This is a genomic window from Kosakonia sp. HypNH10, assembly GCF_029850615.1.
Taxonomy (GTDB): domain Bacteria; phylum Pseudomonadota; class Gammaproteobacteria; order Enterobacterales; family Enterobacteriaceae; genus Kosakonia; species Kosakonia cowanii.
In genome coordinates this window covers 178388-193210 of sequence record NZ_JAOTIU010000008.1, presented here as the reverse complement: position 1 = coordinate 193210, position 14823 = coordinate 178388, and the positions used below count along the sequence as shown (strand labels likewise).

General features: G+C 56.4%; 15 protein-coding genes and 1 riboswitch. Of the genes, 5 read left to right on the top strand and 10 right to left on the bottom strand.

Annotated elements, in window-relative coordinates:
- Positions 1 to 41: 41 nt before the first annotated feature.
- The 5 genes from parE to nudF are packed head-to-tail and all read right to left on the bottom strand — an operon-like array spanning position 42 to position 4452.
- Complete coding sequence (parE, locus tag N7V53_RS19935) at positions 42 to 1934, bottom strand: DNA topoisomerase IV subunit B (protein ID WP_023481021.1); 1893 nt, start codon at positions 1932 to 1934, stop codon at positions 42 to 44.
- A gap of 39 nt (positions 1935 to 1973) precedes the next feature.
- Positions 1974 to 2549: an esterase YqiA gene (gene yqiA / locus N7V53_RS19930; RefSeq protein ID WP_023480978.1), complete on the bottom strand. Its 576-nt coding sequence runs from the start codon at positions 2547 to 2549 to the stop codon at positions 1974 to 1976.
- On the bottom strand, positions 2549 to 3376 hold the full coding sequence (cpdA, locus tag N7V53_RS19925; RefSeq protein ID WP_023480997.1) for a 3',5'-cyclic-AMP phosphodiesterase: 828 nt from the start codon (positions 3374 to 3376) through the stop codon (positions 2549 to 2551). The genes yqiA and cpdA overlap by 1 nt, the downstream gene beginning before the upstream one ends.
- A 24-nt stretch (positions 3377 to 3400) precedes the next feature.
- Positions 3401 to 3823 (bottom strand): DUF1249 family protein, encoded by a 423-nt coding sequence (locus N7V53_RS19920; RefSeq protein ID WP_279794627.1) that lies wholly within the window; start codon positions 3821 to 3823, stop codon positions 3401 to 3403.
- Positions 3820 to 4452 (bottom strand): ADP-ribose diphosphatase, encoded by a 633-nt coding sequence (nudF, locus tag N7V53_RS19915; RefSeq protein ID WP_023480789.1) that lies wholly within the window; start codon positions 4450 to 4452, stop codon positions 3820 to 3822. Before nudF ends, N7V53_RS19920 begins: the two co-directional genes overlap by 4 nt.
- A 206-nt stretch (positions 4453 to 4658) precedes the next feature.
- On the opposite strand from nudF, the gene tolC reads away from it, so the two are divergent.
- From tolC to N7V53_RS19900, 3 genes are all read left to right on the top strand, one after another.
- Complete coding sequence (gene tolC, locus N7V53_RS19910) at positions 4659 to 6098, top strand: outer membrane channel protein TolC (protein WP_279794626.1); 1440 nt, start codon at positions 4659 to 4661, stop codon at positions 6096 to 6098.
- A gap of 143 nt (positions 6099 to 6241) precedes the next feature.
- Entirely contained in the window at positions 6242 to 6922 is a 681-nt protein-coding gene (locus tag N7V53_RS19905) for a DUF1190 family protein (RefSeq protein WP_023480787.1), read from the top strand.
- Positions 6923 to 6927: 5 nt separating this feature from the next.
- Complete coding sequence (locus tag N7V53_RS19900) at positions 6928 to 8088, top strand: glutathionylspermidine synthase family protein (protein WP_279794624.1); 1161 nt, start codon at positions 6928 to 6930, stop codon at positions 8086 to 8088.
- Positions 8089 to 8137: 49 nt separating this feature from the next.
- Here the strand turns inward: N7V53_RS19900 and N7V53_RS19895 are convergent, their stop codons facing one another.
- The 4 genes from N7V53_RS19895 to ygiD form a co-directional block, all read right to left on the bottom strand.
- Positions 8138 to 9424: a TRAP transporter large permease gene (locus N7V53_RS19895; RefSeq protein WP_023481023.1), complete on the bottom strand. Its 1287-nt coding sequence runs from the start codon at positions 9422 to 9424 to the stop codon at positions 8138 to 8140.
- An 18-nt stretch (positions 9425 to 9442) separates the two neighbouring features.
- Positions 9443 to 9952 (bottom strand): TRAP transporter small permease, encoded by a 510-nt coding sequence (locus tag N7V53_RS19890; protein WP_279794623.1) that lies wholly within the window; start codon positions 9950 to 9952, stop codon positions 9443 to 9445.
- A 53-nt stretch (positions 9953 to 10005) separates the two neighbouring features.
- Positions 10006 to 10983: a TRAP transporter substrate-binding protein gene (locus N7V53_RS19885; protein WP_279794622.1), complete on the bottom strand. Its 978-nt coding sequence runs from the start codon at positions 10981 to 10983 to the stop codon at positions 10006 to 10008.
- 305 nt (positions 10984 to 11288) lie between these two features.
- The gene (gene ygiD, locus N7V53_RS19880) at positions 11289 to 12077 is read right to left on the bottom strand and encodes a 4,5-DOPA dioxygenase extradiol (protein ID WP_279794621.1); all 789 of its coding nucleotides are present in this window, start codon (positions 12075 to 12077) and stop codon (positions 11289 to 11291) included.
- Between the two features lie 196 nt (positions 12078 to 12273).
- Between ygiD and zupT the strand changes: the two genes are divergently transcribed.
- Positions 12274 to 13050 carry a zinc transporter ZupT gene (gene zupT, locus N7V53_RS19875; RefSeq protein WP_124967236.1) on the top strand — a complete coding sequence of 259 codons (777 nt, stop codon included), beginning with the start codon at positions 12274 to 12276 and terminating at the stop codon, positions 13048 to 13050.
- A gap of 378 nt (positions 13051 to 13428) precedes the next feature.
- Here the strand turns inward: zupT and ribB are convergent, their stop codons facing one another.
- A complete protein-coding gene (gene ribB, locus N7V53_RS19870) occupies positions 13429 to 14082 on the bottom strand; it encodes a 3,4-dihydroxy-2-butanone-4-phosphate synthase (protein WP_023480747.1) in 654 nt (217 codons plus the stop codon).
- Between the two features lie 105 nt (positions 14083 to 14187).
- Positions 14188 to 14337: riboswitch (FMN riboswitch) on the bottom strand.
- A 122-nt stretch (positions 14338 to 14459) separates the two neighbouring features.
- On the opposite strand from ribB, the gene N7V53_RS19865 reads away from it, so the two are divergent.
- Positions 14460 to 14804, top strand: a complete 345-nt coding sequence (locus N7V53_RS19865; protein WP_279794619.1) for an accessory factor UbiK family protein — start codon at positions 14460 to 14462, stop codon at positions 14802 to 14804.
- Positions 14805 to 14823 lie beyond the last annotated feature (19 nt).

Below are 14823 nucleotides of genomic sequence, written 5' to 3'. Positions count from 1 at the left end.
TTGACAGGCCCGGTAAGCAGAGCGCCACCGGGCAAGAGGGTTTAGGCTTCGATTTCCGCTGTATCGCCCTTCTCTTGCAGCCAGTTGCGTCGATCTTCCGAGCGCTTCTTGGCCAGCAACATATCCATCATGGCGTCGGTCTGCTTATCATCTTCATCGCTGATAACCAGTTGCACCAGGCGGCGGGTATTCGGATCGAGGGTGGTTTCACGCAGCTGCATCGGGTTCATCTCGCCCAGCCCTTTAAAGCGCTGTACGTTCGGTTTGCCCTTTTTGCGTTTCAGCTGCTCCAGCACGCCGGTCTTTTCCTCTTCCGTCAACGCGTAATAGACCTCTTTGCCGAGATCGATACGGTAGAGCGGCGGCAGCGCGACATAGACGTGACCATTTTTCACAAGCGTACGGAAATGCTTCACAAACAGCGCGCAGAGCAGCGTGGCGATGTGCAGTCCGTCGGAATCCGCATCCGCCAGAATACAGATCTTGCCGTAGCGCAGCTGGCTGAGATCTTCGCTGTCCGGATCGATACCGATCGCCACCGAAATATCATGCACCTCCTGCGAGGCCAGCACTTCATCGGAGGATACCTCCCAGGTATTAAGGATCTTGCCCTTCAGCGGCATAATCGCCTGAAACTCGCGATCGCGCGCCTGCTTCGCCGATCCGCCTGCGGAGTCCCCTTCCACCAGGAAGAGTTCGGTGCGCGAGAGATCCTGCGCGGTGCAATCCGCCAGCTTGCCGGGCAGCGCCGGGCCACTGGTGAGCTTTTTACGCACCACTTTTTTGGCGGCGCGCATGCGGCGCTGGGCGCTGGAGATCGCCAACTCGGCCAGCATTTCCGCGGTCTGAATATTCTGGTTCAGCCACAGGCTGAAGGCATCCTTCACCACGCCGGAGACGAACGCCGCGCACTGGCGGGAGGAGAGACGCTCTTTGGTCTGCCCGGCAAACTGCGGATCCTGCATTTTGACCGACAGCACGTAAGCGCAGCGATCCCAGATATCTTCCGCCGAGAGCTTCACGCCGCGCGGCAGAATATTGCGGTATTCGCAGAATTCGCGCATCGCATCAAGCAGGCCCTGGCGCAGGCCATTAACGTGGGTGCCGCCCTGCATAGTCGGGATCAGGTTAACGTAGCTTTCGGTCAGCAGCTCGCCGCCCTCCGGCAGCCAGAGCAGCGCCCAGTCCACCGCTTCCGTTTCGGCAGAGAAGTTGCCGATAAACGGTTTTTCCGGCAGCGTCGGCAGGCCGTTGACCGCTTCACTCAGGTAGTCGTTCAGACCATCCTGGTAGCACCAGCGCTGCTCGGCGTTATTCACATTGTCTTTAAAGACAATCTCAACGCCCGGGCAAAGCACCGCTTTCGCTTTCAGCAGATGCATCAGGCGGGAGACGGAGAAGCGCGGGCTGTCGAAGAAGGATTCATCCGGCCAGAAGTGCACGCTGGTGCCGGTATTGCGCTTACCGCAGGTGCCAATCACTTTCAGATCCTGCACCTTGTCGCCATTCTCAAAAGCGATGCTGTAGACCTGGCCGTCGCGTTTGACGGTCACTTCCACGCGGCGTGACAGGGCGTTAACCACCGAAATGCCGACGCCGTGCAGGCCGCCCGAAAACTGGTAGTTTTTGTTGGAGAACTTCCCACCCGCGTGCAGGCGGCAGAGGATCAGTTCGACGGCAGGAACGCCCTCTTCCGGGTGGATATCCACCGGCATGCCGCGCCCGTCGTCGATAACTTCCAGCGACTGATCGGCGTGAAGAATGACCTCCACGCGCTTCGCGTGGCCCGCCAGCGCTTCATCCACGCTGTTATCAATAACTTCCTGGCCCAGGTGGTTAGGGCGCGTGGTATCGGTATACATCCCCGGACGGCGGCGAACCGGCTCAAGCCCGGTGAGTACCTCTATGGCATCAGCGTTATAGGATTGCGTCATGGTGTATTCGTAGATAGTGATCGCATCGTTTCCGGCGGCTTATTCAAGCCCAAGGAAATCGATAATCTGTGTGAAATGTTTCTCAAAGCCCGTGAAGGCGTGATTTCCGCCCTCTTCAACTGTCTGGCGGCAGGCATCGTAATAGGCCACCGCCTGGCGGTAATCGAGCACTTCGTCCCCGGTTTGTTGCAGCAGCCAGATCAGATCTGGTGCCTCAAGCGGGTCAACTTGCATCACTTTGAGCTCGTAAATATGGCGAGACTCTAGCACATATTGCTGCCCTGTGTAGGGGTTCTCGTTAGGGCCAAGATAATCCGCCAGCAATTCAAACGGCCGCACCGCCGGGTTGACCACCACTGCCGGTAACATAAAGCATTGCGAGAGCCAGGTCGCCAGATAACCGCCGAGGGAAGAGCCGACAATACCGAGCGTTTTTCCACCTCGTGCAAGCACCAGAGACTCCAGCATCTCTGCGGCTTCAGCCGGATAGGGCGGCAGCTGCGGCACCACCATTTCAATATGCGGATGATGCTGAGCGACCCATTGCGCCAGCTGCGTCGCTTTGCCGGAGCTGGGCGAACTGTTGAAACCATGGAGATAAAGAAGCGTTGACATCAATAGCCTTCTGAAGCGGTATCGGGCCTGAATTCACTCCCCGCCAGGCGGCACACTTCGGTGTGCAGCGTTCCGTCAGGGTAGAGATCCAGCCAGCGCCAGCCTGGCGCGATGGTATCCAGCGTGAAGCTGGCGCAGTGCGGCTTAAACTGCACGCAGGTCGACGGCGTCGCCAGCAGGCGGCGGCCATTCCAGTCGAGATCGAGTTCCTGGTGGATATGGCCGCACAGCAGTGTGCGCACTTTAGGAAAGCGTTGCAGCACGTTATCCAGCTCCGCGGCGTTGCGCAGGCTGTGCTGATCGAGCCAGCTGCAGCCGGACGGCAGCGGATGGTGGTGCAGAAGCAGTAAAGTGTGGCGCTGCGGGCTGTCGGCGAGCTTTTTCTCCAGCCAGTCGAGCTGAAATTCGCTTAGTTCACCGTGCGGAACGCCGAACACCTGGCTGTCGAGCAGCAGGATTTGCCACTGCTCACCGACAAAAACACGTTTCGCGGAGGAGATGCCCGCATCCTGCAGCGCGCTGTACATAGCAGGTTGAAAATCGTGATTGCCCGGCAGCCAGACGCAGGGTGCGTCGAAGCTTGCGATACCTTCAGCAAAGTGCTGATAAGCCGCAGCGGTATGATCCTGCGCCAAATCGCCGGTGGCAACGATCAGATCGCACGCACGCTGCTGAGCCCGGATTGCGTTCAGTACCGCCTGATAGCTTTCCCAGGTATTAACCCCTAACAGCGTTTCATGCTTTTTGGCGAACAGGTGAGAATCGGTTATTTGTAATACCCTGACTCTGGACTCACTCCCCAGAGAGAGGTTTAACAGGCTTTCCAAATGGTGTCCTTAGGTTTCACGACGCTAACAAACCGGAATCGCCATTGCTCCATGTGCTAAACAGTAACGCAGCCAGTCGGCCAGAAACTGGTTAATTTGATGCTTTTCGTCGCGTTGATGCAACTTTTTATTGGGGTAATCATACCGCGCTTTAAATCGAAAGATCTGCTGGCTCGAACACACTTCGGCCACCATCGCATCGTGATACAGGCGCACTGTCATTGAGGGCAGGCTCCAGTAGCTGACGGCAGGCGCGGTCTGTTCAATCTCCACAAGCGTAGTGTAGCGGGTGGATTCAACAATCGTTAATCGGTACTGCGCATTGGTCACCTGATAACTTACCGCTTCGCCCGTCTCATCATTTCGCGGTAGCAGGCGGCGCAGCTGGGCGAAATTGGTTTCGCACAGGCGCATCATTTCCGGGAAGTCAGGTGTGTAACGCTTCATTTTTTCCACTCGTTTTGTAAGCTCTCATAATGCAGCTGCAGCCATTGCAAGGCGATGACAGACGCTGCGTTGTCAATTGTCCCCTCTTCTACCCACTGGTAAGCCTGTTCCCGGCTCACCACATGAACACGAATATCTTCGTTTTCATCCACCAGACCATGAATACCTGAGGCCTGTGTGGCATCCACTTCACCAACCAGTACGGCAGTGCGCTCGCTGGTACCGCCCGGGCTTGCCAGGTAGCTCAGCATCCTTTTTACGCGTCCGACCGCTAAACCGGCCTCTTCATCCGCTTCACGCCGTGCGACCTCTTCGTCCGACTCGCCCACTTCGATCATGCCGGCAACCATCTCCAGCAGCCACGGCGTGTCGCTGGTATCAAAAGCTGCAATGCGAATCTGTTCGATCAGCACGACTTCATCGCGCACAGGGTCATAGGGTAGCAAGACTGCGGCGTGACCGCGTTCAAAAATTTCACGCTGCACTTCGCCACTCATTCCGCCATTAAAAAGACGATGGCGAAAACGATAGCGAACAAGCGAAAAAAAACCGGTGTAGAGCGTTTCCCGTGCAATAATTTCTACATCATTTTTTGTGAAAGTGACGATGGATGAGTCTGGCTTATTCATTGGCGGCATCTCATATGAAGTGATGATAAATCGGTGGATTTTCAAGCCTGTTTTACGCGTGTTTCAAGCGCTATGTGTTAGATTGATGCAAATTTATGCCGATGGCACGTTACGCCAAGCTTTCGCGGTGCGTACTTCTGGTAGAATCTGCGATTATTTTTCCAATTTAGATCAGCGCTAGTACTGCTTCACAACAAGGAATGCAAATGAAGAAATTGCTCCCCCTCTTTATCGGCCTGAGCCTGACCGGTTTCAGTGCGATGAGCCAGGCAGAAAACCTGTTACAGGTTTATCAGCAGGCGCGTTTAAGCAACCCGGATCTGCGTAAATCCGCCGCCGAACGCGATGCCGCCTTCGAAAAGATCAATGAAGCGCGTAGCCCGTTACTGCCTCAGCTTGGTTTGGGGGCAGACTACACCTATACCAACGGCTTCCGCGATAGCCAGGGCGTCGATTCCAACGTGACCAGCGGTACACTGCAATTAACGCAGACCATTTTTGATATGTCGAAATGGCGCGCGCTGACTTTACAGGAAAAAACAGCCGGGATTCAGGATGTCACCTGGCAGACCGACCAGCAGACGCTGATGCTGAACACCGCAACTGCCTACTTCAACGTGCTGAGCGCCATCGATACGCTCTCCTACACCGAAGCGCAGAAGCAATCTATCTATCGCCAGTTAGATCAAACCACCCAGCGTTTTAACGTTGGCCTGGTAGCCATCACCGATGTGCAGAACGCCCGCTCACAGTATGACACCGTGCTGGCGAACGAAGTTTCCGCGCGTAACGCGCTGGATAACGCAGTAGAGACACTGCGCCAGGTGACCGGTAACTACTATCCGGAGCTGGCGTCGCTGAACGTCCAGAGCTTTAAAACCGACAAACCGCAGCCGGTGAACAACCTGCTGAAAGAGGCGGAAAAACGTAACCTGACGCTGTTGCAGGCGCGTTTGAGCCAGGATCTGGCACGCGAGCAGATTCGCCAGGCGCAGGATGGTCACTTACCGACCCTGGATTTGACTGCCTCGACCGGCGTGTCGAACTCCTCTTACAGCGGTTCCAGAACGCGTAACAACTCGCAGTTCAGCGACTCCGACGTCGGTCAGAACAAAGTTGGCCTGAGCTTCTCCCTGCCACTCTATCAGGGTGGTCAGGTAAACTCGCAGGTCAAACAGGCGCAATATAATTTCGTGGGTGCCAGCGAGCAGCTGGAGAGCGCGCACCGCAGCGTGGTGCAGAACGTTCGCTCCTCCTTTAATAACGTCAACGCCTCGATCAGCAGCATCAACGCCTACAAACAGGCGGTGGTCTCTGCGCAGAGCTCCCTCGATGCGATGGAAGCGGGCTACTCGGTCGGTACGCGCACAATTGTTGACGTGCTGGATGCCACCACTACGCTCTACAACGCGAAGCAGCAGCTCTCAAGTGCTCGTTATAACTACCTGATTAACCAGCTTAATATTAAGCAGGCGCTCGGTACGCTGAACGAGCAGGATCTGGTGGCACTCAACGGTGCGCTGGGCAAATCCATCTCTACTGCGCCGGAGAGCGTGGCACCGGAAAACCCGCAGCAGCAGGCTAAGGTTGAGAACTTCGGCGCGGGTGCACAACCTGCCGCCGCACGTACCGGCCTGACGCGTTAAACATCCGCTATACACTACGGGGGCACATAGCCCCCGTTTTTACGTAAGGCAACGTAAAGGCCTTCCCGCCTCGCTTTAACTTCGCCCCCCCATCCTCTATCCTGATCGTTTATTCATGCCTTTGGGTCCACAGGAAGATAACAATGAAACGGACAAAAAATATTAATCATGCGACGTTCCGCAAAAGCTGGAGCGCACGTCATTTAACGCCTGTCGCGCTGGCGGTCTCCGCCGTATTTATGCTGGCAGCCTGTGAACAAAATGACGAAACAGTTTCCATGTACCAGAACGCCGACGACTGCTCTTCGGCGAATCCGGGTAAAAGCGCGGAGTGTAAAGCCGCGTACAACAACGCCTTAAAAGAAGCCGAACGTACCGCGCCGAAATACGCCTCGCGCGAAGATTGCGTGGCGGAGTTTGGCGAAGGCCAGTGCCAGCAGGCACCCGCTCAGGCAGGCGTGGGTGCGGCGGGCACAGAAAACCAGGCGCAGAACCAGTCCAGCGGCAGCTTCTGGATGCCGCTGATGGCCGGTTACATGATGGGCCGCTTAATGGGCGGCGGCGCGGGCTTTGCTCAGCAGCCGCTCTTCAGTTCGCGTAACCCGGCAAGCCCGGCTTACGGTCAGTACACCGACGCCTCCGGTAAAGGTTACGGCGCAGCGCAGCCGGGCCGTACCGCAACGGTGCCTAAAACCGCGTTAGCACCGAAACCAGCCACCACCACCACCGTAACCCGCGGCGGCTTTGGTGAATCTGTTGCTAAACAGAACACCATGCAGCGCAGCAGTGCCTCCGGCACTTCCAGCCGTTCAATGGGTGGCTGACGTCGATGGAAAGAATCAGCATTAGCGAGCGCCCGGACTGGCGCGAGAAAGCGACGGAGTATGGCTTTAATTTTCACACCATGTATGGCGAGCCCTACTGGTGTGAAGATGCCTACTACAAACTGACGCTTGCCCAGGTTGAGAAACTGGAGGATGTCACCACCGAGCTGCACCAGATGTGCCTGCAGGTGGTGGAGAAGGTCGTTGCCAGCGATGAGCTGATGACCAAATTCCGCATTCCAAAACACACCTGGGGCTTTGTGCGCCAGTCGTGGGCCACGCGTCAGCCTTCACTCTATTCACGTCTCGATCTCGCCTGGGATGGCGTCGGCGAGCCTAAGCTGCTGGAAAACAACGCTGACACGCCGACCTCGCTGTATGAAGCGGCCTTCTTTCAGTGGATCTGGCTCGAAGATCAGCTCAACGCTGGCAACCTGCCGCAGGGCAGCGATCAGTTCAACAGCCTGCAGGAGAAGCTTATCGCGCGCTTTGCAGAGCTGCGCGAGCAGCACGGCTTCCAGCTGCTGCACTTCACCTGCTGCCGCGACACGGTAGAGGATCGCGGAACGGTGCAGTATCTCCAGGATTGCGCAGCCGAAGCGGAGCTGGCCTCTGAGTTTCTCTATATCGAAGATATTGGCCTTGGTGAAAAGGGGCAGTTTTCCGATCTGCAGGATCAGGTGATCGGCAACCTCTTCAAGCTCTATCCGTGGGAATACATGCTGCGCGAAATGTTCTCCACCAAGCTGGAAGATGCCGGCGTGCGCTGGCTGGAGCCGGCCTGGAAGAGCATTATCTCCAACAAGGCGCTGCTGCCGATGCTGTGGCAGATGTTCCCGGATCATCCTAATCTGCTGCCAGCATGGTTTGCCGATGAAGATCATCCGCCGATGGAGAAGTATGTGGTGAAGCCGATCTTCTCCCGTGAAGGTGCCAATGTCTCGATCGTTGAGAACGGCAAAACCGTCGAGTCGGTGGAAGGCCCGTACGGCGAAGAGGGGATGATCGTGCAGGAGTTCTACCCGCTGCCGAAGTTTGGCGACAGCTACACGCTGATCGGCAGCTGGCTTATTAACGATCAGCCTGCCGGCATCGGCATCCGCGAAGATCGGGCGCTGATCACCCAGGATCTCTCCCGCTTCTACCCGCATATCTTTGTCGAATAAGTAAAAACCCGGCCATCAGCGCCGGGCTTTTTATTCTCACAGGCTCAGCTTACATCACGCCAAACAGCTTCGGCAGGAAGAGCGAGATGGCCGGAATATAGGTCACCAGCAACAGCACCACGAACAGGATGGCGTAGAAAGGCAGCATCGCCTTCACCACCTGCTCGATCTTCTGTTTACTCACCGCGCTGGCGACAAACAGCACCGATCCCACCGGCGGCGTAATCAACCCAATCCCCAGGTTGACCAGCATGATCATGCCGAAATGCACCGGATCGATACCCAGCGCATTGGTGACCGGCAGCAATACCGGCGTCAGGATCAGGATCAGCGGTGCCATATCCATCAGCGTGCCGAGCAGCAGCAGCATGATGTTAATGCACATCAGAATTACATACTTGTTGTCAGAGAGCTGGGTAAACGCCTCAGTGATGCGGCCCGGCAGCTGCATATAGGTCATCACCGCACCGAAGGCAGAGGCGAAGCCAATCAGGATCATCACGATAGTGACGGTTTTCACCGTGCGGTACATCAGCTTCGGCAGCTCGGACCATTTGTAGTCACGATAGATAAACATGGTGACAAAGAAGGCCCACAGACAGGCGATCGCCGCCGATTCGGTAGCGGTGAAGATCCCGGAAAGGATGCCGCCCATGATGATCACTACCGTCATCAGCCCCCACAGCGTATCGGCAAAGATCTTTAACGCCTGGCGAAACGGCACTCGCTCCCCTTTCGGGTAGCCGCGCTTATGGGCAAAGACCACGCACATCACCATCAGCGTGAAGCTGAGCAGCAGGCCTGGCAAAATCCCGGCGATAAACAGCGCGGCGATGGAGACGGTTCCGCCCGTCGCCAGCGAGTAGATCACCGAGTTGTGGCTGGGCGGTGTGAGGATCGCCTGCACCGATCCGCTGGCGGTGACGGCGGCAGCGAAATCGCGCGGATAGCCCTTTTTATCCATCTCCGGGATCATCACCGAGCCAATCGAGGCGGTATCTGCCACCGACGATCCCGAAATGGCACCGAAAAAGGTCGAGGCGACGATATTGACCAGCGACAGGCCGCCGCGAATAAAGCCGACAAAGATATAGGCAAAGTTGACCAGCCTGCGGGCAATGCCGCCCTCCGCCATAATCGCCCCGGCCAGAATAAAGAACGGGATCGCCAGCAGTGAGAATTTATTCACGCCGTTGGTCAGCTGGATCATCACCGCTTCCAGCGGAATATCGATATACCACGCGCCGAGTACTGCGCTGATGCCGACCGCATAGGCGACCGGCACGCCAATCGCCAGCATAATGGCGAGCGTAAAGACCAGAATAAATGCATCCATAAAGGTTCCTTACCGAAGTCAGCTCGACGAGCCAAGCATCACCACCGGACGGTGGTACTGCGCGCCAAAAAGCATCTTCTCGACAATAAACAGAAGGGTGATCGCAGAGCCTATCGGCAGCGGTAAATAGCTCTCTCCGGCGGTAAAGAGCGGGAACTCCGCCACCGGCTGCTCCCACAATTCGGCGCACAGCGTCGCGCTGTACCAGAGGATAAAGAGGCTGATCGCCATCAGCATTAGATCCGCCAGCAGGAAACAGACCTTACGCAGCGGTTCGCTTAACCTGTCGGTCATCATGCTGACCGCGATATGCGATCCGGCACGGTAGCTCACCGCAGCGCCGATAAAGGTAAAGGCCACCATGCAGATGATCGCCACCGGCTCCGGCCAGGAGAGCGCGCTGTTCATCACATAGCGGGCGAAAATCCCTACGGGGATAATCGCCACCATCACCAACAGCGCCAGACCGGCCACCCACATAGAGAGGCGATAGAGAATATCCATTAACAACGAATAGCGTTCTGCCATAACGGTTTTCCCGGTAGAAGTCGCAAACGGGCAGGCGAACCTGCCCGGCCAGCTTACTGCACGTCCTGAATACGCTTAATCAGATCCTGGTGCGCATTCCCGTACTTATCGCGTACCGACTGCGTGGCATCGTAGAAGGCTTTGGTATCAATGTCGTGGAATTGCACCCCGCCCGCTTTCATCGCCTGTAACGACTTCTCGTTATAGGCTTTCCACAGCTCGCGCTGCTCTGCCTGCGCCTCTTTCGCCAGCTTCAGGATCAGCTCCTGATCCTCTTTTTTCAGCTTGTCCCACTTAGCTTTTGAGAAGAGAAACAGCTCGGGAATAATGAAGTGTTTGCTCCAGGTATAGTTCTTCACCACCGGCAAATAGTTGTGCGCCACAAAGGTCGGCGGGTTGTTCTCCGTGCCATCAATCACACCGGTTTGCATGCCGCTGAAGACTTCGCTCACCCCCATCGCCACCGAGTTCGCCCCCATCGCTTTCAGGGTATCAAGCGCAATCGGGCTGCCCTGAACGCGGATTTTCATCCCCTTCAAATCTTCCGCTTTAGTGACTGGCGCTTTGGTAATCAGGTTGCGCGTGCCGGCATCCATCCAGCCGAGGAAAACCAGCCGCGATTTGCTGCTCGCAGAGAGCCGGTTGCCAATCTCCTGGCCAATCATGCCGTCGAGCACTTTGTGCATATGATCTTCATCGCGAAAAATATAGGGCAGCGTGAAAACGTTAATCTCCGGCAATATCGCCGCCACCGGCGTCATCGAAACGCGAATGATATCGATAGCGCCGATTTGCGCCTGCTCAATCACCTGTTTCTCATCGCCTAATACGCCGCCGGGAAAGGTTTTAATTTCCAGCCGGCCATCGGTGGCTTTACTTAATTTCTCACCCATATGTTTTACCGCCACGACATTGGGGTAATCCGCCGGGTGAACATCGGCGGCGCGAAAGGTTTGTGCAAGGGCGGTATGCGACATAAAGAGCAGAGCGGAACCGATTGATAGAGTCAGAAAACGTTGTGCAGCGTTCATATTGCCGGATCTCCAGAGGTTTGATTTTTGACACAGTCAAAACTGCCGCGAGCAAAAAGCACGTGGCTGGGAGTCGAGAGTGGTTATGGGTATGAGAACAGGACAATCAGAAGAGTAGTTACTGGTGAGAATTTGCGCGACGATGGGGTTCACAAAAAAACACCAAATTCAGCACGCCGTTTCATTTTTGCAGAACAGATCTTTTTATTTTCATAAAAACCCCGGTTCATGGGCCTTTTTTTGCGATCTTTCTCCGGTTTCCGCGATTAGGGCGCAAAAAAATGGCGCATTGCGCGCCATCATTTTTACCCCACCTGCACCGACAGCATGCTGATGGAAGCCATCTCCATCCCCTCGACGGGAATCGACAGCGGCTCGTTGCCATCCCATGCGCCAAGCACATAGAGCAGCGGCAGAAAGTGTTCCGGCGTCGGATTGGAGAGCGAACCGCTTTCATGGTCGAGATAGTTGACCAGCGGATGCTGCTCAACCGGCCCCTGCCACGTCAGGTTCTGCTTCACAAAATCGTTGAAAGCGACTGCCCATGGAAAAGGCGTGGTGTCGCCGTGCCAGCGCGCCGTGCGCAGGTTGTGCACTACGTTGCCGCTGGCGACAATCATCACCCCTTCATCGCGCAGCGCGGCAAGTTTGCGCCCCATCTCCATATGCCACGCCGCCGGTTTAGTGCTATCGATACTGAGCTGCACCATCGGAATATCCGCATTAGGGTACATTTTGATCAGCACACCCCAGGAGCCATGATCGAAGCCCCAGGCTTCATGATCGAGCGTCACCGGCAGCGGTGAGAGCAGATCCACCAGCCGCTGTGCCAGCGCGGGCGAACCGGGCGCGGGGTAATGCACGTCGTGCAGCGCCTGCGGGAAACCGCCGAAATCATGGATCGTTTGCGGTGCCTCCATCGCCGTTACGCCAGTGCCGCGCGTAAACCAGTGCGCGGAGATCGCCACAATCGCTTTCGGACGCGGCAGCGTATCGCCCAGTTTTCCCCAGGCGCGGGTATAGACGTTATCCTGCAGCGCATTCATTGGATTGCCATGCCCAAGAAACAGCGCGGGCATACGAGGTGCAGACATGAGGATATCCTTACAGAAGATGCCAATATGATGAAAGCAGGTTACGCTTTTTCTCAGGGCGATGAACTCAGATAAGCATGATGAAGATCGTCAGTAATTTTGAATGTAAGGAATAGGTAAAAGTGCCGTGGCTGCCTCGCTTTTCCGCGGGCGAAAACTTACATTAATGAGAATGATTATCATAAAGGAGCGATGTATGTCAGTCCCGTTGATTCTGACCATCCTGGCGGGCGCCGCCACGTTTATTGGCGCCATTCTGGGCGTTATCGGCCAGAAACCTTCCAACCGCGTACTGGCGTTTTCACTCGGCTTTGCCGCCGGGATTATGCTGCTTATCTCGTTAATGGAGATGCTCCCCGCCGCGCTGGCAACCGAAAGTATGCCGCCGATGCTCGGTTACGGCATGTTTGTTGTTGGCCTGCTCGGCTACTTTGCGCTGGACCGCCTGCTGCCCCATGCCCATGCGCAGGACTTAATGCAGGGCTCGCAGGAGGCGTTGCCGCGCGGCATTCGCCGAACCGCTATTCTGCTGACGCTCGGTATCAGCCTGCACAACTTCCCGGAGGGGATCGCCACTTATGTCACCGCCAGCAACGATCTGGAGCTGGGCTTCGGCATCGCTTTTGCCGTGGCTTTACACAATATTCCTGAAGGACTGGCGGTCGCAGGCCCGGTTTACGCGGCGACCGGCTCGAAACGCAGCGCGGTGATGTGGGCCGGTATTTCTGGTTTAGCAGAGATTCTGGGCGGCGTGCTGGCGTGGCTGATTCTTGGCAGCCTGGTCTCGCCGGTGGTGATGGCGGCGATTATGGCGGCGGTCGCCGGGATTATGGTCGCGCTGTCGGTGGATGAGTTAATGCCGCTGGCAAAGGAGATCGATCCCAACAACAACCCAAGCTACGGCGTGCTGTGCGGCATGTCGGTGATGGGCTTAAGCCTGGTCGCCCTGCAGGCGCTGGGCTTCGGCGGTTAACGGCTGCGTTATTTGGTTTGCCCCACGCGCTGAAATCTTTTCAGCTCCGCCTGCGCACGCTGATAGCCCTCGTAAACGGCGTCGCGCTCGTGGCGGCAGGCCCTATAACGGCGTCTTAGGGCGTGAACATAACCAACCACCAGCACTACCACGAGCAGTAACCAATACCAGGAAATAAACACGGCGCCTCCGCAAATAAAACTTCGCAAAAATAATAGGTTAGCTGCGGCGTGTCCGTGCCGTAGCGACTACCACTTTATAAGTAGGAAGGGTTAATAGCAATGCGCAACGCCTGTAAGCACACCAAACTTTGACCTGGCGCAGGCAAAAAAAATCCGACGCCGCTGGCATCGGATTTTCTCTGCTGAACGCTCGCCGTTAGCTGGCTTTGCGCTCCAGATCCTGGCGGTAAGCCACCAGGTCTTCAATCGTTACGACAGCCATATTGTGCTGCTTCGCAAAGGCGATGCACTCCGGCGCGCGCGCCATCGAGCCATCATCATTGGTTAATTCGCACAGCACGCCAGCCGGTTTAAAGCCCGCCAGCGACACTAAGTCGATGGTCGCTTCGGTGTGGCCGCCGCGGGTCAGTACGCCGCCCTTCTGCGCGCGCAGCGGGAAGACGTGGCCAGGACGGTGCAGGTCGGACGGTTTGGCGTCGTCAGCAATCGCAGCGCGCACGGTGGTCAGGCGGTCAGCGGCGGAAACGCCGGTGGTCACGCCATGTGCTGCTTCGATGGTGACGGTAAAACCGGTACCGAAGGCGCTGGTGTTGTTCTCCACCATCATCGGCAGGTCGAGCTGCTTACGACGTTCGTCGGTCAGGCAGAGGCAAACGATGCCGCTACCGTGACGGATGGTGAGCGCCATCTGCTCAACGGTCATGGTTTCGGCGGCGAAAATCATATCGCCTTCGTTCTCACGGCTCTCGTCATCGAGAACCATTACACCACGCCCTTCGCGCAGGGCGGCAAGCGCCTGTTCAACGCGATCGAAAGCGGTGCCAAAAGAGGAAAGTAGCGTCTGATTCATGGTAAAAGACCTCAATAAAGTTATGGTTACCAGAATCAGGGCAGTCTTAGGAGTGTCATTAAACGACCAAAAATAACGCGAGCGGGCACCTTTGCCCGGCAGAATCGTTACTCTCTCCCATCCGGACTTTAACCGTCGGCCCCGGAATTACACCGGATCTGCTGACCTTCAAACCGAAGTCTGAAGCGCTCGCGGGCTTTCAGCGTACGCTGATTTACCGCCGGTGGGGAATTTCGCCCCGCCCTGAGAATAAGCGCGATAACTATAACGCCAATGATAACGGCGGGCAATGCATAAGCTTCAAACAATTCTGGTTTATCACCTGCGGTTATCACACTACAATAATTAGCTGAGCCCATCCGAGCAGGGAACCGAAAATGATTGATCCGAAGAAAATTGAACAGATTGCACGACAGGTTCACGAATCCATGCCGAAAGGGATCCGTGAGCTTGGCGAAGACGTTGAGAAGAAGATTCGCCAGGCCTTGCAGGGGCAGTTAACCCGCCTTGATTTGGTCAGCCGGGAAGAGTTCGATGTGCAGACGCAGGTTCTGCTGCGCACCCGCGAAAAGCTGGCGCTGCTGGAGCAGCGTCTGAACGATCTGGAAAACCGCGGCTCCTACGCTGCCAGCGCGCAACCGGCCCCTGCGCCAGTTGTGGCTTCTGAGGTGACGGAGATAAAACCGGCACCGGCGATCCCGCCCGTGGACGATACGCCGTAATAAAAAACGGGCCGCAAGG

What these genes read in the sequence shown, in the direction of transcription:
- parE (WP_023481021.1), bottom strand. Translation starts at nt 1,934, where the DNA reads ATGACGCAATCCTATAACGCTGATGCCATAGAGGTACTCACCGGGCTT.
- yqiA (WP_023480978.1), bottom strand. Translation starts at nt 2,549, where the DNA reads ATGTCAACGCTTCTTTATCTCCATGGTTTCAACAGTTCGCCCAGCTCC.
- N7V53_RS19920 (WP_279794627.1), bottom strand. Translation starts at nt 3,823, where the DNA reads ATGAAGCGTTACACACCTGACTTCCCGGAAATGATGCGCCTGTGCGAA.
- nudF (WP_023480789.1), bottom strand. Translation starts at nt 4,452, where the DNA reads ATGAATAAGCCAGACTCATCCATCGTCACTTTCACAAAAAATGATGTA.
- tolC (WP_279794626.1), top strand. Translation starts at nt 4,659, where the DNA reads ATGAAGAAATTGCTCCCCCTCTTTATCGGCCTGAGCCTGACCGGTTTC.
- N7V53_RS19905 (WP_023480787.1), top strand. Translation starts at nt 6,242, where the DNA reads ATGAAACGGACAAAAAATATTAATCATGCGACGTTCCGCAAAAGCTGG.
- N7V53_RS19900 (WP_279794624.1), top strand. Translation starts at nt 6,928, where the DNA reads ATGGAAAGAATCAGCATTAGCGAGCGCCCGGACTGGCGCGAGAAAGCG.
- N7V53_RS19895 (WP_023481023.1), bottom strand. Translation starts at nt 9,424, where the DNA reads ATGGATGCATTTATTCTGGTCTTTACGCTCGCCATTATGCTGGCGATT.
- N7V53_RS19890 (WP_279794623.1), bottom strand. Translation starts at nt 9,952, where the DNA reads ATGGCAGAACGCTATTCGTTGTTAATGGATATTCTCTATCGCCTCTCT.
- N7V53_RS19885 (WP_279794622.1), bottom strand. Translation starts at nt 10,983, where the DNA reads ATGAACGCTGCACAACGTTTTCTGACTCTATCAATCGGTTCCGCTCTG.
- ygiD (WP_279794621.1), bottom strand. Translation starts at nt 12,077, where the DNA reads ATGTCTGCACCTCGTATGCCCGCGCTGTTTCTTGGGCATGGCAATCCA.
- zupT (WP_124967236.1), top strand. Translation starts at nt 12,274, where the DNA reads ATGTCAGTCCCGTTGATTCTGACCATCCTGGCGGGCGCCGCCACGTTT.
- ribB (WP_023480747.1), bottom strand. Translation starts at nt 14,082, where the DNA reads ATGAATCAGACGCTACTTTCCTCTTTTGGCACCGCTTTCGATCGCGTT.
- N7V53_RS19865 (WP_279794619.1), top strand. Translation starts at nt 14,460, where the DNA reads ATGATTGATCCGAAGAAAATTGAACAGATTGCACGACAGGTTCACGAA.